This window comes from Vibrio sp. J2-4, assembly GCF_021728155.1.
In the GTDB taxonomy this organism is placed as follows: Bacteria; Pseudomonadota; Gammaproteobacteria; order Enterobacterales; family Vibrionaceae; genus Vibrio; species Vibrio diabolicus.
In genome coordinates this window covers 199,932-218,887 of record NZ_JAKKCN010000001.1, presented here as the reverse complement: position 1 = coordinate 218,887, position 18,956 = coordinate 199,932, and the positions used below count along the sequence as shown (strand labels likewise).

Here is an 18,956-nt window from a genome sequence, read left to right as displayed (position 1 = left end):
CATGGCGATTGAACTTGATCTGCAACTGGCAGTCGAAAATGAAGAAGGGCTGCCTTCGCAGCAAGATTTCCAATTGTGGCTAGATAAGACGATTCCTCTCTTCCAGCCACAAGCCGAAGTGACCATTCGCATTGTGGATGAACAAGAAAGTCACACGCTTAACCATGAGTATCGTGGTAAAGATAAACCGACTAATGTGCTGTCTTTTCCATTTGAAGCTCCTCCGGGTATGGAAATAGATTTACTTGGCGACTTAATTATTTGCCGCCAAGTCGTTGAAAAAGAGGCAATTGAACAGAACAAGCCTCTGTTAGCACATTGGGCGCATATGGTTGTACATGGCAGCTTGCATCTGCTAGGTTATGATCATATTGAGGATGACGAAGCCGAAGAGATGGAGTCCCTCGAAACCGAAATCATGCAAGGTATGGGCTATGAAGACCCTTACATTGCTGAAAAAGAGTAGCCATTGGCTATTCAGCAGGGAAAGGCGAACCACCAAAATGATTCTCGTGTTCGCCTCTCTATGTGTGCTATCACACTTCTGATAGCGTTACTTAATTGAGAAACAATGAACGAAGATAATTCTCCCTCTTCTAACGAAGATAAGAAAGAAAAGGCAGAAGGTCCGAGTAGAAAGTCCTTCTTTGAACGTCTAGGTCAATTATTTCAGGGCGAACCAAAAGATCGCCAAGAGCTTGTGGATGTTATCCGTGACTCTGAAGTCAATGACCTGATTGACCATGACACCCGCGATATGCTTGAAGGTGTTATGGAAATCTCCGAAATGCGCGTGCGTGACATTATGATCCCGCGTTCGCAAATGGTTACGGTTGAGCGTACTCACGACCTTGATACCTTGGTTGCCTTGATTACCGATGCTCAACACTCTCGCTACCCTGTGATCAGCGAAGATAAAGACCATGTGGAAGGCATTCTTCTTGCGAAGGACTTACTTAAATACTTAGGCTCAGGCAGTAATCCATTTGATATCGAAGAAGTTATTCGACCAGCCGTTGTGGTACCGGAAAGTAAACGCGTTGATCGACTGCTGAAAGAGTTCCGTGAAGAACGTTATCATATGGCCATTGTTGTCGATGAATTCGGTGGTGTTTCTGGTCTTGTGACCATTGAAGATATCCTTGAAGAAATCGTCGGGGATATCGAAGATGAATTCGATGAAAGCGAAGAGACAGACATTCGTAAGCTTAGCAAGCATACGTTTGCTGTCAGAGCGCTGACAACCATCGAAGAGTTTAATGAGACATTTGGAACTAACTTCAGCGATGAGGAAGTAGATACCGTTGGTGGCATGGTCATGACTGCCTTTGGTCACTTACCTTCTCGTGGTGAACTGGTTGAAATTGAAGGTTACAACTTCAAAGTCACCGCTGCCGATAACCGTCGTGTCATTCAACTCCAAGTGACGATCCCAGACGAAGAAACCCTGGTTGAAGCCACTCAAGAGTAACGCGATACCCATTGGGAATCTCAGAAAATTATAATGACGAATGAACTCTTTCATCGCCTCAAGCGGCCCTTAGTGGCCGCTTTTGTTGGCGCCTCTACTACGCTCGCTTTTGCACCTTACCAGTTGTGGCCTATTGCCATTCTTAGCCCAGCTATTCTACTGATTCTTCTTGCTAACCAAACACCGAAACGCGCACTGTGGATTGGCTATGCTTGGGGGTTAGGTCAATTTGCAACTGGCGTTAGCTGGGTGTACGTCAGTATCTCCGGCTTTGGTGGCATGCCACTGATTGCTAATTTATTTTTAATGGGCTTGCTTGTCGCCTACTTGGCTGTTTATTCAGGCTTATTTGCCTGGCTAAACAACAAACTCTTTCCTCAATTTACGCTCACAAAAGCGCTTCTCGCTGCGCCCGCTTTATGGCTAATCAGTGATTGGTTGCGTGGTTGGGTGATGACCGGCTTCCCGTGGCTATGGCTAGGCTACAGCCAGATTGATGCTCCACTAGCAAGCTTTGCGCCTATCGGTGGCGTGGAACTGCTCACTCTGTTTATCCTTATTAGTGCGGGGGCATTAGCCTATGCTTGGGTTCATAAACAGTGGCTGATGGTGATTATTCCTGCGGTATTACTCAGCACAGGCTTTGGGATTCGAAACTACGATTGGGTAACACCTCGACCAGAAGACACGACTAAGCTCGCGCTGATTCAAGGTAACGTTGACCAAAACCTTAAGTGGCTGCCAAGCCAACGTTGGCCAACCATCATGAAATACGCCGATCTCACTCGTGAAAACTGGGACGCTGATATTATCGTCTGGCCAGAAGCTGCAATTCCTGCTTTTGAAATTGAAGTGCCTTCATTTTTGAGCAATATCGACAGTGCAGCAAAAATGAATAACAGCGCAATCATCACTGGTGTCGTCAACCAAGCTGAAGATCGACAGTTCTACAACAGTATCCTGTCCCTTGGCATCACACCATACGGTGACTACAGTTTCGACTTGAGCGAACGCTACCATAAGCATCACCTATTACCGTTTGGTGAGTTTGTACCATTTGAAGATATTTTGCGCCCATTAGCGCCATTCTTTAACTTACCGATGTCGTCGTTTAGCCGTGGGGCTTTTGTGCAGCCCAACATCGTTGCGAATGGCATGCACATGGCACCAGCGCTTTGCTATGAGATCATCTTTAATGAGCAAGTGCGTCAAAATGTGACTGACGAAACAGACTTCATTCTAACGCTATCGAACGACGCATGGTTTGGTCACTCTATCGGCCCTCTTCAGCATATGGAGATCGCCCGTATGCGTGCCTTAGAATTAGGTAAACCGCTCATCCGCTCGACTAACAACGGATTAACAGCGGTAACCGATCACAAGGGTAAAATCGTTGAGCAAGTACCGCAGTTTGAAACTGCAGTACTGCGCGCAGAGCTCACCCCAACCAATGGACAAACGCCATATCGAATCGTTGGTACTTGGCCATTGTATATTTGGGTTGGGTTAAGTTTAGCGCTGGCTTTCGGTTTAAGAAGAAAACAGAGCTGATAACAGCTTGAAAGTAGAAAAGACAAAAAAGAGGCGACCAAGCCTCTTTTTTATTCATTGCATTATGCAGTCGTTACGCGCCATTTATGGCTTTAATGACTGGCGAGTAAAGCCTTTGTGACCACATTTAATACACGGAATGATTACAGTTGGGTGGTTATACGTTGTCTTGTGACCACACTCATCACAGACCAAAGTGCCTAAGCCTATCACCTCTCCTGCTTCATATAGCCCTTGATGCTCTAAGTCATCGAACAACTCAACCCACTCAACTTTAGTTCGGTCTGTAATCTCTAACAACCCTTGCCATATCGAATCCGCAATCGTTAAGTAAAACGGGCCGCTTTTACTGTCCTCGTAACTCTCTGAAAACTCTTTTAAGTCTGCTTTAAGGTACGCTTTGATTAAAGCCAATTCATCTTTGGTCAAGTCATTAGCAGCATCCACCACTTTGCCCGACGTCTCAATCGCTTTGTTAACTTCTTCCGGACTGTGCTTCAAGGTTTCAATCACATCCTCGAGCATTTCCTCATAACCTGTTTTACGTTTAGGCATAACTGACCTCCATCTTTCTCCTACCTGCGTCACTTAAGGGCGCATGGGTACAGATTGGCTATTGTTGTGATCCCTAGCTTTAGGTATTCTATGACGATCTATTTAAGTCTGTTCTAACCGAACTCACAAATTCCAAGATAACGGATACCATCGATGCAAGAACAATACAACCCACAAGATATTGAACAAAAAGTTCAAAAGCACTGGGATGACAACAAAACCTTTGTTGTAAGTGAAGACCCAAATAAAGAAAAATTCTACTGTCTATCCATGTTCCCATACCCAAGTGGTCGACTGCACATGGGTCACGTGCGCAACTACACTATCGGTGATGTAGTATCTCGTTTCCAACGCCTACAAGGCAAAAACGTGATGCAACCAATCGGTTGGGACGCATTCGGTCTACCAGCAGAAAACGCAGCAGTAAAAAACAAAACTGCGCCAGCACCTTGGACTTACGAAAACATCGAATACATGAAGAACCAACTTAAGCTTCTAGGCTTTGGTTACGATTGGAACCGTGAATTCGCAACTTGTACACCGGAGTACTACCGCTGGGAGCAAGAGTTCTTCACTAAGCTTTACGAGAAAGGTTTAGTTTACAAGAAGACTTCTTCTGTTAACTGGTGTCCTAACGACCAAACTGTTCTTGCAAACGAGCAGGTTGAAGACGGTTGTTGCTGGCGTTGTGATACGCCTGTAGAGCAAAAAGAAATCCCTCAATGGTTCATCAAAATCACTGAATATGCTCAAGAGCTACTAGACGACCTAGACAAGCTTGAAGGTTGGCCTGAAATGGTGAAAACCATGCAGCGCAACTGGATTGGCCGCTCTGAAGGCGTTGAGCTGAAGTTTGAAGTTAAGGGTCAACAAGACCTAGAAGTTTACACGACACGTCCAGATACGCTAATGGGTGTGACTTACGTGGGCATCGCAGCCGGCCACCCTCTTGCAGCTCTTGCTGCAGAGAACAACCCAGAGCTTGCAGCGTTTATCGACGAATGTAAGAACAACAAGGTTGCAGAAGCTGAGCTAGCGACAATGGAGAAGAAAGGTATGGCTACTGGCCTTACTGCTATTCATCCATTGAACGGCCGTGAAGTACCAGTATACGTAGCAAACTTCGTACTGATGGACTATGGTACAGGCGCGGTAATGGCAGTACCTGCACACGACCAACGTGACTACGAGTTCGCAACGAAGTACGGTCTAGACATCGTGCCAGTTATCAAGCCTGCTGATGGCAGCGAGCTAGACATCTCTGAAGCGGCATACACAGAGAAAGGTGTACTGTTCGATTCAGGTGAATTCGACGGCCTAGAATTCCAAGCGGCGTTCGATGCAATTGCAGCGAAGCTAGAAGCAGAAGGAAAAGGCACTAAGACTGTAAACTTCCGTCTACGCGACTGGGGTGTATCTCGTCAACGTTACTGGGGCGCACCAATCCCAATGGTAACGACTGAAGACGGTGAAGTTCACCCAGTACCTGCTGACCAACTACCAGTGATTCTTCCAGAAGACGTGGTAATGGACGGCGTAACCAGCCCAATCAAAGCAGATAAAGAATGGGCGAAGACCACATTCAACGGCGAACCTGCTCTACGTGAGACAGATACGTTCGATACGTTCATGGAATCTTCTTGGTACTACGCGCGTTACTGTTCACCGCAAGCAGACGACATCCTAGATCCAGAAAAAGCAAACTACTGGCTACCAGTAGACCAGTACATCGGCGGTATCGAGCACGCTTGTATGCACCTACTGTACTCACGCTTCTTCCACAAGTTGCTACGTGACGCGGGCTACGTAACGTCTGACGAACCGTTCAAGCAGCTACTGTGTCAAGGCATGGTACTGGCAGACGCGTTCTACTTCGAGAACGAGAAAGGCGGTAAAGAATGGGTTGCTCCAACAGACGTAGCTGTTGAACGTGATGGTAAAGGCCGCATTACTTCTGCTAAAGACACTGAAGGTCGCGATGTAACGCACTCAGGCATGATCAAGATGTCTAAGTCTAAGAACAACGGTATCGACCCTCAAGAAATGGTAGATAAGTACGGCGCTGACACAGTACGTCTATTCATGATGTTCGCGTCTCCAGCGGACATGACACTTGAATGGCAAGAGTCTGGCGTAGAAGGTGCGAACCGCTTCCTAAAACGTGTTTGGAAACTAGTGAAAGAGCACACAGCGAAAGGCGCAGCAGAAGCAGTAGATACCGCAGCGCTTTCTGGTGATCAAAAAGCACTTCGCCGTGACGTTCACAAAACTATCGCGAAAGTGACGGACGATATCGCTCGTCGTCAAACATTCAACACCGCGATCGCAGCGATCATGGAGCTGATGAACAAACTAGCGAAAGCGCCTCAAGAATCTGCGCAAGATCGTGCAATCCTTGACGAAGCACTGAAAGCTATCGTTGTCATGCTTTACCCTATCACTCCGCATATCTCATACGAGCTATGGGCAGCACTAGGTGAAACAGACATTGATAACGCGGCATGGCCGACGTTTGACGAAAAAGCGCTAGTTGAAGACGAAAAAACTATCGTTGTTCAAGTTAACGGTAAGCTACGTGCGAAGCTAACAGTCCCAGCGGATATCTCTAAAGACGATATCGAACAGCTTGGTCTAAACGACGAAAACGTGGTTAAGTTCACTGATGGCCTGACTATTCGTAAAGTCATTTACGTTCCAGGTAAACTGCTGAACATCGTTGCAAACTAATCACAGCTTGCAATTTGTCTCTGTTTAGCGAACTTATTTGTTAACCAAGAGTCATTAAACAGGGTAGTTCGCTACCCTGTTTATTTACCTCAAACCATTCACATGAGTGGTTTAAGGTAAATAACCCCTTCAATTTAGGATGAATACAATCAATGCGCTTTTTCTCTTTGATTAAACTACCAGTGGTATTGGTATTAGCGGGGCTTCTTTCTGCCTGTGGTTTTCACCTTCGCGGCGAGTATTCCGTACCGGAAGAGCTGCACACTATGTCTTTCTCCAGCTACGATGAATACAGTGAATTAACTCGCTATGTTCGCTCTCAACTCGAACTGAACAAAGTTGAACTTGTTCAACCATCATCGACTGTACCCAACCTTCATTTGACGGAAGCGACTATCGATGAGCGTACACTGTCTCTGTATCAAAATAGCCGTGCAGCAGAAAAAGAGCTGACATACGTAGTAAAATACCGTGTGACGATTCCTGGCTATGGCTCTAAAAACTTTACGACAACAGTAAACCGCAACTACCTAGACAACCCGTTGACGGCACTTGCAAAATCTGTTGAACGTGACGTAATTGAAGACGAGATGCGCTTGCAAGCTGCAAAACAGATGATGCGCCAGTTGGGCCGTATTCGTGCCGAATATGAAGCAGGACAAATCTCTGAGCCAGCGAACACAAACTCTTAATCACTATGCGAATTTATGCCGATAAATTAACGGATCATTTAACTAAACACGTTAAACAAGTTTACCTAATCTTTGGTAATGAGCCGTTACTGATTCAAGAGAGCCGCCAAGCAATCCAAAAGGCAGCGTTTCAACAAGGTTTTGAGGAAAAACACCGTTTTGCGGTAGACGCAAGCATCGACTGGAATCAAGTTTACGATTGCTTCCAAGCGATGAGCCTGTTCTCAAACCGTCAATTGATCGAGCTTGAAATTCCAGAGAGTGGCGTGACAACCGCCGTCAGCAAAGAGCTGCAAACACTGTGTGATATGCTGCATGATGACATCATGCTCGTCATTGTTGGTAGCAAACTGACCAAAGCCCAAGAAAATGCGAAATGGTTCAAAGCATTAAGCTCAAAAGGCGACTGGGTAAGCTGTTTGTCGCCAGATCTACAACGCTTACCTATGTTCATTCAGACACGTTGCCGCACGTTGGGACTAAAACCCGATCAACAATCACTGCAAATGTTGGCTCAATGGCATGAAGGTAACCTATTTGCATTGTCACAAAGCTTAGAGAAATTGGCCCTACTCTACCCGGATGGTGAGCTGACTATCATACGTTTAGAGGAAGCCCTAAGTCGCCATAATCACTTCACTACGTTTAACTGGATCGACGCCTTACTGGCAGGTAAAGCAAACCGTGCACAACGTATTCTTCGCCAACTTGAGGCGGAAGGGGTCGAGACCGTGATCTTGATTCGAAGTGTACAAAAAGAGTTGAGCCAACTTTTAAATATGCATCAAGACTTAACTCAAATGGGAATGAACCAGGTATTTGAGAAATATCGAGTTTGGCAAAACAAGCGTCCACTCTATAACGCAGCACTGACCCGCTTGTCGGCGAGTCGTATTTGTGCATTGCTCTCCTTGTTGGCTCAAGCAGAGATAAAAGCCAAAACTCAATATGACGAGTCTGTATGGCCAACTATTCATCAGTTGAGCTTAGAAACCTGCTCTCCTGATATTAAGCTGGCAATTTAAAAATCAAAGCGTGATATAGTGCGCGACCTGTTTTGCAAGCAAGAATGTAAAACACTGTAGAGATAAGAGACAAACCGAGGAAAACCGAGTGCTTCGCGAAGAACTGAAAGACTTTTTAGCTGACAAAGCCGACGACATGAAAGCGGAAGACATTATCGTCCTAAATGTGGAAGATAAATCAAGCGTTACAGATTACATGATCATCTGTACTGGCACATCCAAACGCCACGTTTCATCCATCGCTGACCACGTTGCAACAGAAGTGAAAAAAGCCGGTCTTGAGCCACTAGGAATGGAAGGTGAAAACGAAGGTGAATGGGTAGTCCTAGATATGGGCGACGCCATGCTTCACGTGATGCAAGAAGAGCACCGCGAACTCTACCAGCTAGAAAAACTCTGGGGTTAATCTTTTGAAAATTCAACTAATTGCTGTTGGCACAAAAATGCCAAAATGGGTTGAGGAAGGCTTTCAAGAATATCGTCGCCGTTTCCCACATGATATGCCATTGGAGTTGATTGAAATCTCTGCTGGCAAACGTGGAAAAAATGCCGATATCGCTCGTATCCTGCAAAAAGAAGGAGAAGCGATGCTCGCTGCGGTACCAAAAGGCAACCGTATCGTCACGTTAGATATACCAGGTAAAAAATGGGACACTCCTCAACTCGCTGAGCAGTTAGAAGCTTGGAAATTAGATGGCCGTGATGTATCAATCTTAATCGGCGGTCCTGAAGGACTCGCTCCTGCATGCAAAGCTGCAGCAGACCAAAGCTGGTCATTGTCTGCCTTAACGCTACCCCACCCTTTAGTGCGTATCGTCATGGCAGAAAGCTTGTACCGAGCGTGGAGCATCACCGCGAACCATCCTTACCACCGCGAATAATCGTTGTTTAACTTTAGAGCCAAGCGTTAATGATTCGTAAGCGCCGCAGTCAAATCCGAGATTATCAAGCCGAAGCGCGTCTGTTTGCCAGCCGCGCTATTGTCGCTTTTATCGGCATTGTTCTCTTGATGGGAGCTCTGGTCGCCAACATGTACAACATTCAGGTGAACCAGTTTCAAGATTATCAAACCCGCTCGAACGATAACCGTATCAAAGTGGTTCCTATCGCGCCCAACCGAGGTCTGATTTATGACCGAAATGGTGTTTTACTGGCAGAGAACCGTCCCGTCTTTAACTTAGAACTGACTCCAGAAAAAATTAAAGACATTGATGCAACCATCCAAGAACTACAAACCATTCTGGAAATTACCCCAGATCAGATTGAACGTTTCCACCAAGAGCGTAAACGGACTCGTCGATTTAAGTCAGTCCCACTGCTGACCCAACTGAACGAAAAACAAGTAGCGGTATTCTCCGTCAATCAGTACCGCTTTCCTGGTGTAGAAATAAGTGCGACCTTAAAGCGCTATTACCCTTTCAGCGAAGTCTTAACCCACGTGATTGGTTACGTTTCTCGAATCAATGATCGCGACATGCAGCGCCTGATCCGAGAAGAAAAAGACGCAAACTATCAAGCCACTCGCGACATTGGTAAGCTGGGTATCGAAAAATACTACGAAGACCTCTTACACGGTACCGCCGGATATCAAGAAGTCGAGGTAAACAGCCGCGGCCGAGTAATTCGTACGTTAAAGTACGTTCCACCTGTACCCGGAAAAGACATCGTTTTAAACCTTGATATCAACTTGCAGCTGTACGTACACCAATTATTGGATGGCCGCAGAGGCAGTGCTGTAGTGATCGATCCTAGAGACAATGGCGTACTGGCTATGGTTTCAAGTCCTAGCTACGATCCTAACTCGTTCGTGCACGGAATCTCAGGTAAAGACTATCGTGCCCTTTTGAACGATAAAAACCGTCCCTTGGTCAACCGAACCACACTTGGCATTTATCCACCCGCGTCTACCATCAAACCATTTATGGCGGTAGCCGCGCTACAAGAAGGTGTCGTCACACCGAACACTACGCGAAATGATCCAGGTTATTGGCGCATACCAAACTCCAACACTCGCCCATTCCGTGACTGGTTGCGTTGGGGACACGGACGCGTCGATATCATTAAGTCGATCGAAGAGTCTGTTGATACCTTCTACTATCAAATCGCTTATGACATGGGTATTGACCGTATTTCGAATTGGATGATGATGTTCGGTTTTGGTGATTACACTGGCATCGATATCTACGAAGAAAGTAAGGCGAATATGCCGACTCGTGACTGGAAAATGTCTCGCCATAAAACCCCGTGGTACAAAGGCGATACGATCCCTGTGGGTATCGGCCAAGGTTATTGGACAGCAACACCAATGCAAATCGCCAAAGCGACCTCCGTATTAGTAAATGAGGGAGAAGTGATTGCACCTCACTTACTAAAAGCGACGATAGAGAACGGCAACGACTTCGAAGAACAACAAACAACAGAATACGTGACTTACCCGCCAATCAAGAATGTACCGAAAAAGTACTGGGATATGGCGAAAGAAGGCATGCGTCGTGTAAACCATGGCACGCGTGGAACAGCTCGCCGCTCATTCTACAAAATGAGTTATCAAACAGCGGGTAAATCAGGTACTGCGCAGGTCTTCGGTCTGGGTGAAAACGAAGAGTACAACGCCGATGAGATCGCCGAACACTTACGTGACCATGCGTTATTTACTGGCTTTGCACCATTTGATGATCCTAAAGTGGTCGTCACTGTAGTGCTAGAAAACGCCGGCGGTGGTTCTAGCAACGGAGCCCCAGTAGTGAGAAAGATCTTTGATCGAGTCGTACTTGGCCCAGAAGAAATTGAGCCTGATAACAATGCGAAGAAAGAGGTAAAACAGTAATGAAGATGGATCCCTCTACAGGTAAAAATCGCGCCCTGTTTGAACGCTTCCATATCGACTTACCACTCCTACTTGGCATATTGGCCCTGATGGGGTTTGGCCTAGTGATCATGTACAGCGCCAGTGGCCAAAGTTTACTGATGATGGATCGCCAAGCTATGCGAATGGTGCTTTCACTCGTTGTGATGATCGTTCTTGCGCAGCTTTCTCCACGAACCTACGAGAGCCTAGCACCTTTGATGTTCGTCGGCGGCGTCATACTGCTCTTTGGCGTGCTGTTTTTCGGTGAAGCATCTAAAGGCGCACAACGTTGGCTTAACCTCGGTTTTGTGCGCTTTCAACCTTCCGAGTTATTGAAGCTCGCGGTGCCATTAATGGTGGCACGCTATGTTGGTCGACAGCCCCTTCCGCCAACGCTAAAAACACTCATCGTTGCACTGATTATGGTCTGCTTGCCAACCATCCTCATTGCAAAACAGCCTGACTTAGGGACCTCTATTCTAATCGCCGCTTCCGGTATTTTTGTTATCTTCCTCGCGGGCATTAGTTGGAAAATCATCGCTGGTGCTGCGATTGCACTGGGTGGTTTCATTCCGATTTTGTGGTTTTTCTTGATGCGTGAGTATCAAAAAGTACGAGTTCGTACTCTGTTTAATCCAGAGTCTGACCCGCTAGGTGCGGGCTACCACATTATTCAGAGTAAAATCGCGATTGGCTCTGGTGGTATTTCAGGCAAAGGTTGGTTGCAAGGCACTCAATCACAACTGGAATTTCTTCCTGAACGACACACTGACTTTATCTTTGCAGTAATTGCTGAAGAATGGGGTATGATTGGCTTCCTTTGCCTTTTAGCCATCTATCTATTTATTATTGGACGAGGTTTATACCTCGCCAGCCAAGCGCAAACTGCATTTGGACGAATGATGGCAGGCAGTATTGTACTCAGCTTCTTCGTGTATATTTTTGTAAATATTGGCATGGTAAGTGGCATCCTACCTGTAGTAGGTGTACCGTTGCCACTCATTAGTTATGGCGGCACATCAATGGTAACCTTGATGGCTGGCTTTGGTATTCTGATGTCAATTCATACGCACCGAAAAGCATTCTCTAAGGCGACCTAGACATGCAAAAACGCGCTTTATATTCCTTGGTTTTCTCTGCTCTTATTTTGGCAGGCTGTTCATCAACTAGCCAAAAAGAACAAGAAGGCCGTTACGAACTCGAATCCGATGTTGCACCGGATACACCGCTTTCAGTCGAACACATCGAGGATGCGCACCCTAAATATGAACCGTACAGCCTAGGTGGGAACAAAGATTACCACTTGCGTGGCAAAGACTACAAAATAGTTCGCGATGCCAAAGGCTTTAAAGAAAAAGGCCGCGCATCTTGGTATGGGAAGAAGTTCCAAGGTCATTTGACTTCTAATGGCGAAATCTATGACATGTACTCAATGACAGCGGCTCATAAAACGCTACCGTTACCGAGTTACGTAAAAGTCACCAACACTGACAACGGCAAAACTACCGTAGTACGAGTTAATGACCGAGGTCCGTTTCACGATGGCCGTATTATCGATTTAAGCTATGCCGCAGCACATAAGTTAGATGTGATAAAAACAGGTACAGCTAACGTGGAAATTGAAGTAATCAGTATCAATCAGCCCACGGATAAAAAATCTTTAGAAGCGCACCCTAAGTACGTTATTCAGGTGGCATCATCAAAAAATGAAGAACGCGCACGAACTTTAGGGACAGAGCTTGGTCAAAAACTGGATACAGAAACTTTCCTAGAAAATGCGAAAGAGTCTTATCGCTTGTTGTTAGGGCCATTTACTGACTATTCCCTGACGCAAGCCACTCTAGATAAAGTAAAGTTGCTCGGCTATTCGTCTGCATTTATTAAAAAACACAACACTGCCAAATGACCTAGTGTCATGAATTTCTCCTCGATCCCCTCTTACATAGCTGGGGATTCTGATAAGATGTCCGCAGTTAACCCAAAAATTTGAATTACCATGAATAAAAATAAGTTTGTGAAATCTATTCTCGTTTCTTCGGTTGCCCTTTCTGCAACTTTCGCTCAATCTGCTCTTGCATCACCTATCGTTGTTCCAGATGCCCCTCAAATCGCTGCGAAGGGCTACGTTCTGATGGATTACCATTCAGGTAAAGTACTGGCAGAGAAAGAGATGAACACAAAGTTGTCTCCAGCCAGTCTGACTAAGATGATGACCAGCTACGTAATCGGCCAAGAACTAGCGCGTGGTAATATCTCAGAAGATGACGATGTCACCATCAGTAAAAATGCATGGGCGAAAAACTTCCCTGAATCATCAAAAATGTTCATTGAAGTGGGCACAACTGTAAAAGTACGTGACCTAAACCGCGGTATCATCGTCCAGTCTGGTAACGATGCCTGTGTAGCAATGGCTGAACACATTGCAGGCTCAGAAGATGCGTTTGTTGACCTAATGAACGCTTGGGCCAACACACTAGGTATGACGAACTCGCACTTTGCCAACGTTCATGGTCTAGATAACGCCGAGCTGTACTCGACACCATACGACATGGCATTGCTAGGTAAAGCCCTGATCCGTGACGTACCAAATGAGTACCGCGTGTACTCAGAGAAGAAATTTACTTACAACGGCATCACCCAATACAACCGTAACGGTCTACTTTGGGATAAGAGCATGAACGTTGACGGCATCAAAACGGGTCACACAAGCAATGCGGGTTACAGCCTAGTAAGTTCAGCAACTGAAGGCCAAATGCGTTTGGTTGCGGTCGTTATGGGCACGAAAGATGCCAATGCTCGTAAGTCAGAAAGCAAAAAGCTACTAAGCTACGGCTTCCGTTTCTTCGAAACAGTAGCACCGCACAAAGCAGGTGAAACGTTCGTTGAAGAAAAAGTGTGGATGGGTAACAAAGACACTGTAGCGTTGGGCCTTGACCAAGATACTTACGTAACACTACCACGTGGTGAAGCGAAAAACCTAAAAGCCAGCTTCGTCCTTGAAAAAGAGCTAGAAGCCCCAATTAATAAAGGTGATGTAGTTGGTAAGCTATACTATCAGATCGATGGTGAAGATATTGCCGAATACCCACTAATGGCACTAGAAACCGTAGAGCAAGGTAGTCTATTTAGCCGCATGTGGGATTACATCGTATTGTTATTCAAGAGCTTCTTCTAAGAAGAACGTTAGAGTAGCAAACTTATTCGCAAAGCCGCCTGAAAGGGCGGCTTTTTAAGTTTGAGATCCTCGTCTTGAGTTCCCCCTAATTTGACTGTACTATTTCGCACCGCAACGAATATCTACTGGAGTTATCGATATGCTAACCATCAACTCTGATGCAAAATTAAAAGACCTGCTTGAGTTCCCTTGTTCATTTACTTACAAGGTAATGGGTCATGCAAAGCCTGAACTTCCAGAGCTTGTTCTTGAAGTTATTCAGCGCCATGCTCCAGGTGACTACAGCCCGACCGTTAAACCAAGTGCTAAGGGCAACTACCACTCGGTATCAATCAACATCACTGCAACGTCTATCGAGCAAGTTGAGACGCTATACAAAGAGTTAGGTGAAATTGACATCGTGCGCATGGTTCTATAATTTTTTGATAGATTAAATTTTTTTTGAAAGCAGCTTCGGCTGCTTTCTTTTTATTTATCAATCAGATAACAAAACTTTACATCGCTTTCAGTTAAAAATCTGTTACTCAGCGGTAGAGCATCAGGGTTATCCGGTTTATAATCCAAAAACTTTATATATTAGCAACAGGAATTCCCATGCAACACCAACTTGTTGTAAAACGACTTGGCCGCCAAGACTATGAGCCTGTATGGAAGGCGATGCATGAGTTCACCGACCAACGCACAGAAGAAACCCCTGATGAAGTCTGGTTGGTAGAACATAACCCAGTATTTACGCAAGGTCAGGCAGGTAAAGCTGAGCACCTTATTAACACTGGTGACATTCCTGTTGTACAAAGTGATCGCGGAGGCCAGGTTACGTATCATGGCCCTGGTCAGTTGGTCGCCTATTTCTTGATCAACTTACGCCGCAAAAAATTAGGTGTACGAGATCTCGTTACCACTATCGAGAACCTCGTGATCAACACACTAAAAGCATACAATATCGATTCGGCCGCGCGACCTGACGCACCAGGCGTTTACGTTGACGGTAAAAAAATATGCTCTCTCGGTTTACGCATTCGTAAAGGATGCTCGTTTCATGGCTTAGCCTTGAACGTAAATATGGATTTAACACCGTTTCTGCGTATTAACCCTTGTGGTTATGAAGGTATGGAAATGGTTCAGGTCAGCCAATTCGGCGGCCCAGACAATGTAGAAGCCGTAGAAAAACAATTAATAGAAGAACTCGTTACTTTGCTCGACTATGAGCAAGTAGAATTCAGCACAGAAGCACCTTCTCAAGGTAATAAAGCATGAGCAAACCAATCCAGATGGAAAAAGGCGTTAAATATCGTGACGCCGATAAAATGGCATTGATTCCCGTAAAGAACATGCCTACAGAGCAGAAAGAAGTGCTACGTAAGCCTGATTGGATGAAGATCAAGCTACCAGCCGACAGCCAACGAATTCAAGACATCAAGGCGGCGATGCGCAAGAATAAACTTCACTCCGTATGTGAAGAAGCATCTTGCCCTAACCTAGCGGAATGTTTTAACCACGGTACAGCTACCTTCATGATCCTAGGTGCTATTTGTACTCGTCGTTGTCCTTTCTGTGACGTTGCTCATGGCCGCCCATTACCACCGGAAGCAGAAGAGCCTCAAAAACTGGCGAAAACCATCGCCGATATGAAGCTGAAATACGTAGTAATCACTTCTGTAGACCGTGACGATCTGCGTGATGGTGGTGCACAGCACTTTGCCGACTGTAACCGCGAGATCCGTGCGTTGAACCCGCATATTAAGATTGAAACTCTGGTTCCTGACTTCCGTGGTCGTATGGACGTAGCGCTGGATCTAATGAAAGACAACCCACCAGATGTCTTCAACCACAACCTAGAAACTGCACCACGTCTTTACCGTAAAGCTCGCCCAGGTGCGAACTACAAATGGTCACTTGAGCTTCTTAAGAAGTTCAAAGAACAGCACCCAGATGTACCGACCAAATCTGGTTTGATGATGGGTCTTGGTGAAACCAAAGAAGAAATCATCGAAGTACTGAAAGATCTACGCGCACACGGCGTAACGATGCTGACTCTAGGTCAGTACTTAGCGCCAAGCCGTCACCACTTGCCAGTAGAGCGTTACGTTCCGCCATCAGAGTTTGACGAGCTAAAAGAAGTTGCACTAGAGCTTGGCTTCACGCACGCAGCGTGTGGTCCATTTGTTCGCTCTTCTTACCATGCCGATATGCAGGCTCAAGGCATCGAGATTAAATAAGCACTCGCTGATTTTGAAGAGAAAAGGTTGGCTCAGTGCCAACCTTTTTTGTATCTGTCAAATGGTGATAAAAAGCCATTCTACCTCCGTCATTCTGAACAGCGAGGAACGAGCGTGATTGAGAATCAGTTTCCAACGTACTGATGATTTTTTGGGAAACGCTGAGTAAAAGAGTGTGCCTCAACAAGATTCCTGATCTCGCCTAGGCTCGTCGGAATGACGCGGTTTGGATATATTGAAAGGGACAGTGTTGGTAGCCATCTCCTTATCACACACTCTTCGCTATATCTCATTCCAAACGCCAGACAAACAAAAAGGCCCTCAATTGAGGACCTTTAGTATATCAATGTTCAAAATAGACGAGTCGAGTTCTAGGAGAACACACGGAGTTTGCGCGAGCAAATGAGTATGTTCGACACCGAAATCGACTCATTCTATGAAGAACAGTTAGGCGTAAACCGGTAGACGCTTACAAATTTCGAGCACTTTCTGTTTAGTCGCTTCGATAACTTCTTCGTTGCCGATGTTATCTAGAACGTCACACATCCAGTTTGCTAGCTCTTTTGCATCTTCTTCAGTGAAGCCACGGCGAGTGATCGCTGGCGTACCTACACGGATACCAGACGTTACGAATGGGCTGCGTGGGTCATTTGGTACCGAGTTTTTGTTCACTGTGATGTTTGCTGCACCTAGTGCCGCGTCTGCATCTTTACCAGTGATGTCTTTGTCGATCAGGTCCACAAGGAACAAGTGGTTTTCTGTGCCGTTAGATACGATTTTGTAGCCACGCTCTTGGAATTGACCAACCATTGCTTTTGCGTTTTTCACTACGCGAGCTTGGTAAGCTTTGAACTCTGGCTCCATCGCTTCTTTGAACGCTACTGCTTTACCAGCGATAACGTGCATTAGAGGGCCACCTTGACCACCAGGGAACACTGCTGAGTTCAATTTCTTGTACATATCTTCGCCAGCATTTGACAAGATAAGACCACCGCGAGGACCTGCTAGTGTTTTGTGCGTCGTTGTTGTTACCACGTGAGCGTGTGGAACAGGTGTTGGGTATTCGCCTGCTGCGATAAGACCCGCTACGTGCGCCATATCAACGAAAAGGTAAGCATCTACTTTGTCAGCGATTTCACGCATGCGCTTCCAATCAACGATTTGCGAGTAAGCAGAGAAACCACCGATGATCATCTTAGGCTTGTGCTCAAGCGCTAGCTGTTCCATCTCGTCGTAGTTGATTTGACCCGCTTCATCGATACCGTAAGGGATAACGTTGTAGTGCTTACCAGAGAAGTTAACTGGAGAACCGTGAGTCAGGTGACCACCGTGCGCTAGGCTCATGCCTAGAACTGTATCGCCTGGGTTAAGAAGCGCCATGTAAACTGCGCTGTTTGCTTGAGAACCTGAGTGAGGCTGTACGTTCGCGTATTCACAACCGAACAGTTTGCATGCACGGTCGATAGCAAGTTGTTCCGCTTTATCTACGTACTCACAACCGCCGTAGTAACGCTTGCCTGGGTAGCCTTCAGCGTATTTGTTCGTTAGCTGAGAACCTTGCGCTTCCATTACACGTGGGCTTGTGTAGTTTTCAGAAGCGATAAGTTCAATGTGTTCTTCCTGGCGAAGAGTTTCTTCCTGGATAGCTGCGAACAGTTCCGCATCGTAATCTGCGATGTTCATATCACGCTTAAGCATCTGTATCTCCTGACTCAGATTAGTACTGAAAGTTGCAAAAAAACTGTTGAATGACCCTACGCAAACGTTTTCGTCACCCTAATGGCGCGCATTCTACATAATTTGATCTGGGTCATAAAGAGAAATTTACAATTTTTCTCATGCAGTTTTTTCATGATGGCAAGCAATCTGTATCACGCCCGCATTGCAATTGCATAACGACGATCTATTGCCTGTCAATTTTGTGCTTTACACCCTGTAAAACAGCAATTACATAGGTTTACCGTAAATTTTACCCTCTAGCTACCGAAAAGATCATCTTTTTACTACTATGCACGCCTTATTTATCACTAATGACTGCAACATTGATGGAAAAACACTCATTAAAAGAAGACTGGATAGCGATTCTCACGGGTACCTTTTTGGTAGCTCAAGGCGTTTTCTTTCTCCAATCCGCAAACCTCCTAACAGGGGGGACGACAGGATTGGCTCTGCTTATTAGCCAATTTACACCTTTTACGTTTGGTGTGCTGTACTTTTTAGCAAACAGTCCCTTTTACTTGCTAGCATGGAAACGCTTCGGCCGTCATTTCGCCATTAATAGTGCCATTTCTGGCGCTTTGGTTTCTATCTTTGCCGATCATCTTTATTTGCTAATCTCGCTCGAATCGGTAAATGAAGTTTATTGTGCCGTCGCAGGTGGGCTTTTAATGGGACTCGGTATGCTGATCTTGTTCCGACATCGCTCCAGCTTAGGTGGCTTTAACGTGCTGTGTTTATTTATTCAGGACAAATTTGGCATTTCAGTTGGCAAAAGCCAAATGGCAATCGATGCGTGCATCCTGTTTGCGTCATTCTTCTTTGTCACTCCAGAAGTAATTGGTCTTTCGATTTTGGGCGCGTTTGCACTGAATGTCGTGTTAGCGATGAACCACAAGCCTCATCGCTATTCCGTGACCTACGGTTCATAAACTTTTGATGATAATTGGAGCGCAATTTATAAGATTTCGCGCTCC

General features: G+C 45.8%; 18 protein-coding genes. 16 read left to right on the top strand and 2 right to left on the bottom strand.

Annotated features, from left to right (window positions below):
- The first annotated feature begins 1 nt into the window (after window position 1).
- The 3 genes from ybeY (at window position 2) to lnt (ending at window position 3,022) form a co-directional block, all read left to right on the top strand.
- Entirely contained in the window at window positions 2-466 is a 465-nt protein-coding gene (gene ybeY, locus L3V32_RS00945; protein ID WP_005391311.1) for an rRNA maturation RNase YbeY, read from the top strand.
- Window positions 467-571: 105 nt separating this feature from the next.
- The gene (gene corC / locus L3V32_RS00940) at window positions 572-1,471 is read left to right on the top strand and encodes a CNNM family magnesium/cobalt transport protein CorC (RefSeq protein ID WP_005384118.1); all 900 of its coding nucleotides are present in this window, start codon (window positions 572-574) and stop codon (window positions 1,469-1,471) included.
- 33 nt (window positions 1,472-1,504) lie between these two features.
- Window positions 1,505-3,022 (top strand): apolipoprotein N-acyltransferase, encoded by a 1,518-nt coding sequence (gene lnt / locus L3V32_RS00935; protein ID WP_237283666.1) that lies wholly within the window; start codon window positions 1,505-1,507, stop codon window positions 3,020-3,022.
- Between the two features lie 84 nt (window positions 3,023-3,106).
- Here lnt and L3V32_RS00930 read toward each other — a convergent pair whose 3' ends face one another.
- A complete protein-coding gene (locus L3V32_RS00930) occupies window positions 3,107-3,577 on the bottom strand; it encodes a zinc ribbon-containing protein (protein WP_005373024.1) in 471 nt (156 codons plus the stop codon).
- 153 nt (window positions 3,578-3,730) lie between these two features.
- Between L3V32_RS00930 and leuS the strand changes: the two genes are divergently transcribed.
- From leuS to lipA, 12 genes are all read left to right on the top strand, one after another.
- A complete protein-coding gene (gene leuS / locus L3V32_RS00925; RefSeq protein ID WP_005391313.1) occupies window positions 3,731-6,304 on the top strand; it encodes a leucine--tRNA ligase in 2,574 nt (857 codons plus the stop codon).
- A 152-nt stretch (window positions 6,305-6,456) separates the two neighbouring features.
- Entirely contained in the window at window positions 6,457-6,996 is a 540-nt protein-coding gene (gene lptE, locus L3V32_RS00920; RefSeq protein WP_005373019.1) for an LPS assembly lipoprotein LptE, read from the top strand.
- 5 nt (window positions 6,997-7,001) lie between these two features.
- A complete protein-coding gene (gene holA / locus L3V32_RS00915; RefSeq protein WP_046874295.1) occupies window positions 7,002-8,021 on the top strand; it encodes a DNA polymerase III subunit delta in 1,020 nt (339 codons plus the stop codon).
- Window positions 8,022-8,109: 88 nt separating this feature from the next.
- Entirely contained in the window at window positions 8,110-8,427 is a 318-nt protein-coding gene (gene rsfS, locus L3V32_RS00910) for a ribosome silencing factor (protein ID WP_005373015.1), read from the top strand.
- Window positions 8,428-8,431: 4 nt separating this feature from the next.
- Window positions 8,432-8,902 carry a 23S rRNA (pseudouridine(1915)-N(3))-methyltransferase RlmH gene (gene rlmH, locus L3V32_RS00905; RefSeq protein WP_017821762.1) on the top strand — a complete coding sequence of 157 codons (471 nt, stop codon included), beginning with the start codon at window positions 8,432-8,434 and terminating at the stop codon, window positions 8,900-8,902.
- 29 nt (window positions 8,903-8,931) lie between these two features.
- Window positions 8,932-10,848: a penicillin-binding protein 2 gene (gene mrdA, locus L3V32_RS00900; protein ID WP_012842067.1), complete on the top strand. Its 1,917-nt coding sequence runs from the start codon at window positions 8,932-8,934 to the stop codon at window positions 10,846-10,848.
- Complete coding sequence (gene rodA, locus L3V32_RS00895; RefSeq protein WP_005391317.1) at window positions 10,848-11,969, top strand: rod shape-determining protein RodA; 1,122 nt, start codon at window positions 10,848-10,850, stop codon at window positions 11,967-11,969. Before mrdA ends, rodA begins: the two co-directional genes overlap by 1 nt.
- A 2-nt stretch (window positions 11,970-11,971) precedes the next feature.
- Complete coding sequence (locus L3V32_RS00890) at window positions 11,972-12,775, top strand: septal ring lytic transglycosylase RlpA family protein (protein ID WP_046874297.1); 804 nt, start codon at window positions 11,972-11,974, stop codon at window positions 12,773-12,775.
- A 90-nt stretch (window positions 12,776-12,865) separates the two neighbouring features.
- Entirely contained in the window at window positions 12,866-14,044 is a 1,179-nt protein-coding gene (locus tag L3V32_RS00885) for a serine hydrolase (RefSeq protein WP_012842069.1), read from the top strand.
- A gap of 139 nt (window positions 14,045-14,183) precedes the next feature.
- On the top strand, window positions 14,184-14,462 hold the full coding sequence (gene ybeD, locus L3V32_RS00880) for a DUF493 family protein YbeD (RefSeq protein ID WP_005384135.1): 279 nt from the start codon (window positions 14,184-14,186) through the stop codon (window positions 14,460-14,462).
- Window positions 14,463-14,638: 176 nt separating this feature from the next.
- Window positions 14,639-15,301, top strand: coding sequence for a lipoyl(octanoyl) transferase LipB (gene lipB / locus L3V32_RS00875; RefSeq protein WP_005391320.1), 663 nt, complete (start codon window positions 14,639-14,641; stop codon window positions 15,299-15,301).
- Complete coding sequence (lipA, locus tag L3V32_RS00870) at window positions 15,298-16,263, top strand: lipoyl synthase (protein ID WP_005391329.1); 966 nt, start codon at window positions 15,298-15,300, stop codon at window positions 16,261-16,263. Before lipB ends, lipA begins: the two co-directional genes overlap by 4 nt.
- 447 nt (window positions 16,264-16,710) lie before the next feature.
- On the opposite strand, the gene glyA is transcribed toward lipA, so the two are convergent.
- The gene (glyA, locus tag L3V32_RS00865; RefSeq protein ID WP_005391333.1) at window positions 16,711-17,961 is read right to left on the bottom strand and encodes a serine hydroxymethyltransferase; all 1,251 of its coding nucleotides are present in this window, start codon (window positions 17,959-17,961) and stop codon (window positions 16,711-16,713) included.
- A gap of 347 nt (window positions 17,962-18,308) precedes the next feature.
- Between glyA and L3V32_RS00860 the strand changes: the two genes are divergently transcribed.
- On the top strand, window positions 18,309-18,911 hold the full coding sequence (locus L3V32_RS00860; protein WP_031780204.1) for a YitT family protein: 603 nt from the start codon (window positions 18,309-18,311) through the stop codon (window positions 18,909-18,911).
- Window positions 18,912-18,956: the final 45 nt, after the last annotated feature.

Coding starts and splice junctions, on each gene's coding strand:
- mrdA (WP_012842067.1), top strand. CDS start 8,932: ATGATTCGTAAGCGCCGCAGTCAAATCCGAGATTATCAAGCCGAAGCG.
- lptE (WP_005373019.1), top strand. CDS start 6,457: ATGCGCTTTTTCTCTTTGATTAAACTACCAGTGGTATTGGTATTAGCG.
- L3V32_RS00890 (WP_046874297.1), top strand. CDS start 11,972: ATGCAAAAACGCGCTTTATATTCCTTGGTTTTCTCTGCTCTTATTTTG.
- leuS (WP_005391313.1), top strand. CDS start 3,731: ATGCAAGAACAATACAACCCACAAGATATTGAACAAAAAGTTCAAAAG.
- lnt (WP_237283666.1), top strand. CDS start 1,505: ATGACGAATGAACTCTTTCATCGCCTCAAGCGGCCCTTAGTGGCCGCT.
- L3V32_RS00860 (WP_031780204.1), top strand. CDS start 18,309: ATGGAAAAACACTCATTAAAAGAAGACTGGATAGCGATTCTCACGGGT.
- lipA (WP_005391329.1), top strand. CDS start 15,298: ATGAGCAAACCAATCCAGATGGAAAAAGGCGTTAAATATCGTGACGCC.
- holA (WP_046874295.1), top strand. CDS start 7,002: ATGCGAATTTATGCCGATAAATTAACGGATCATTTAACTAAACACGTT.
- ybeD (WP_005384135.1), top strand. CDS start 14,184: ATGCTAACCATCAACTCTGATGCAAAATTAAAAGACCTGCTTGAGTTC.
- ybeY (WP_005391311.1), top strand. CDS start 2: ATGGCGATTGAACTTGATCTGCAACTGGCAGTCGAAAATGAAGAAGGG.
- L3V32_RS00930 (WP_005373024.1), bottom strand. CDS start 3,577: ATGCCTAAACGTAAAACAGGTTATGAGGAAATGCTCGAGGATGTGATT.
- L3V32_RS00885 (WP_012842069.1), top strand. CDS start 12,866: ATGAATAAAAATAAGTTTGTGAAATCTATTCTCGTTTCTTCGGTTGCC.
- rodA (WP_005391317.1), top strand. CDS start 10,848: ATGAAGATGGATCCCTCTACAGGTAAAAATCGCGCCCTGTTTGAACGC.
- glyA (WP_005391333.1), bottom strand. CDS start 17,961: ATGCTTAAGCGTGATATGAACATCGCAGATTACGATGCGGAACTGTTC.
- lipB (WP_005391320.1), top strand. CDS start 14,639: ATGCAACACCAACTTGTTGTAAAACGACTTGGCCGCCAAGACTATGAG.
- corC (WP_005384118.1), top strand. CDS start 572: ATGAACGAAGATAATTCTCCCTCTTCTAACGAAGATAAGAAAGAAAAG.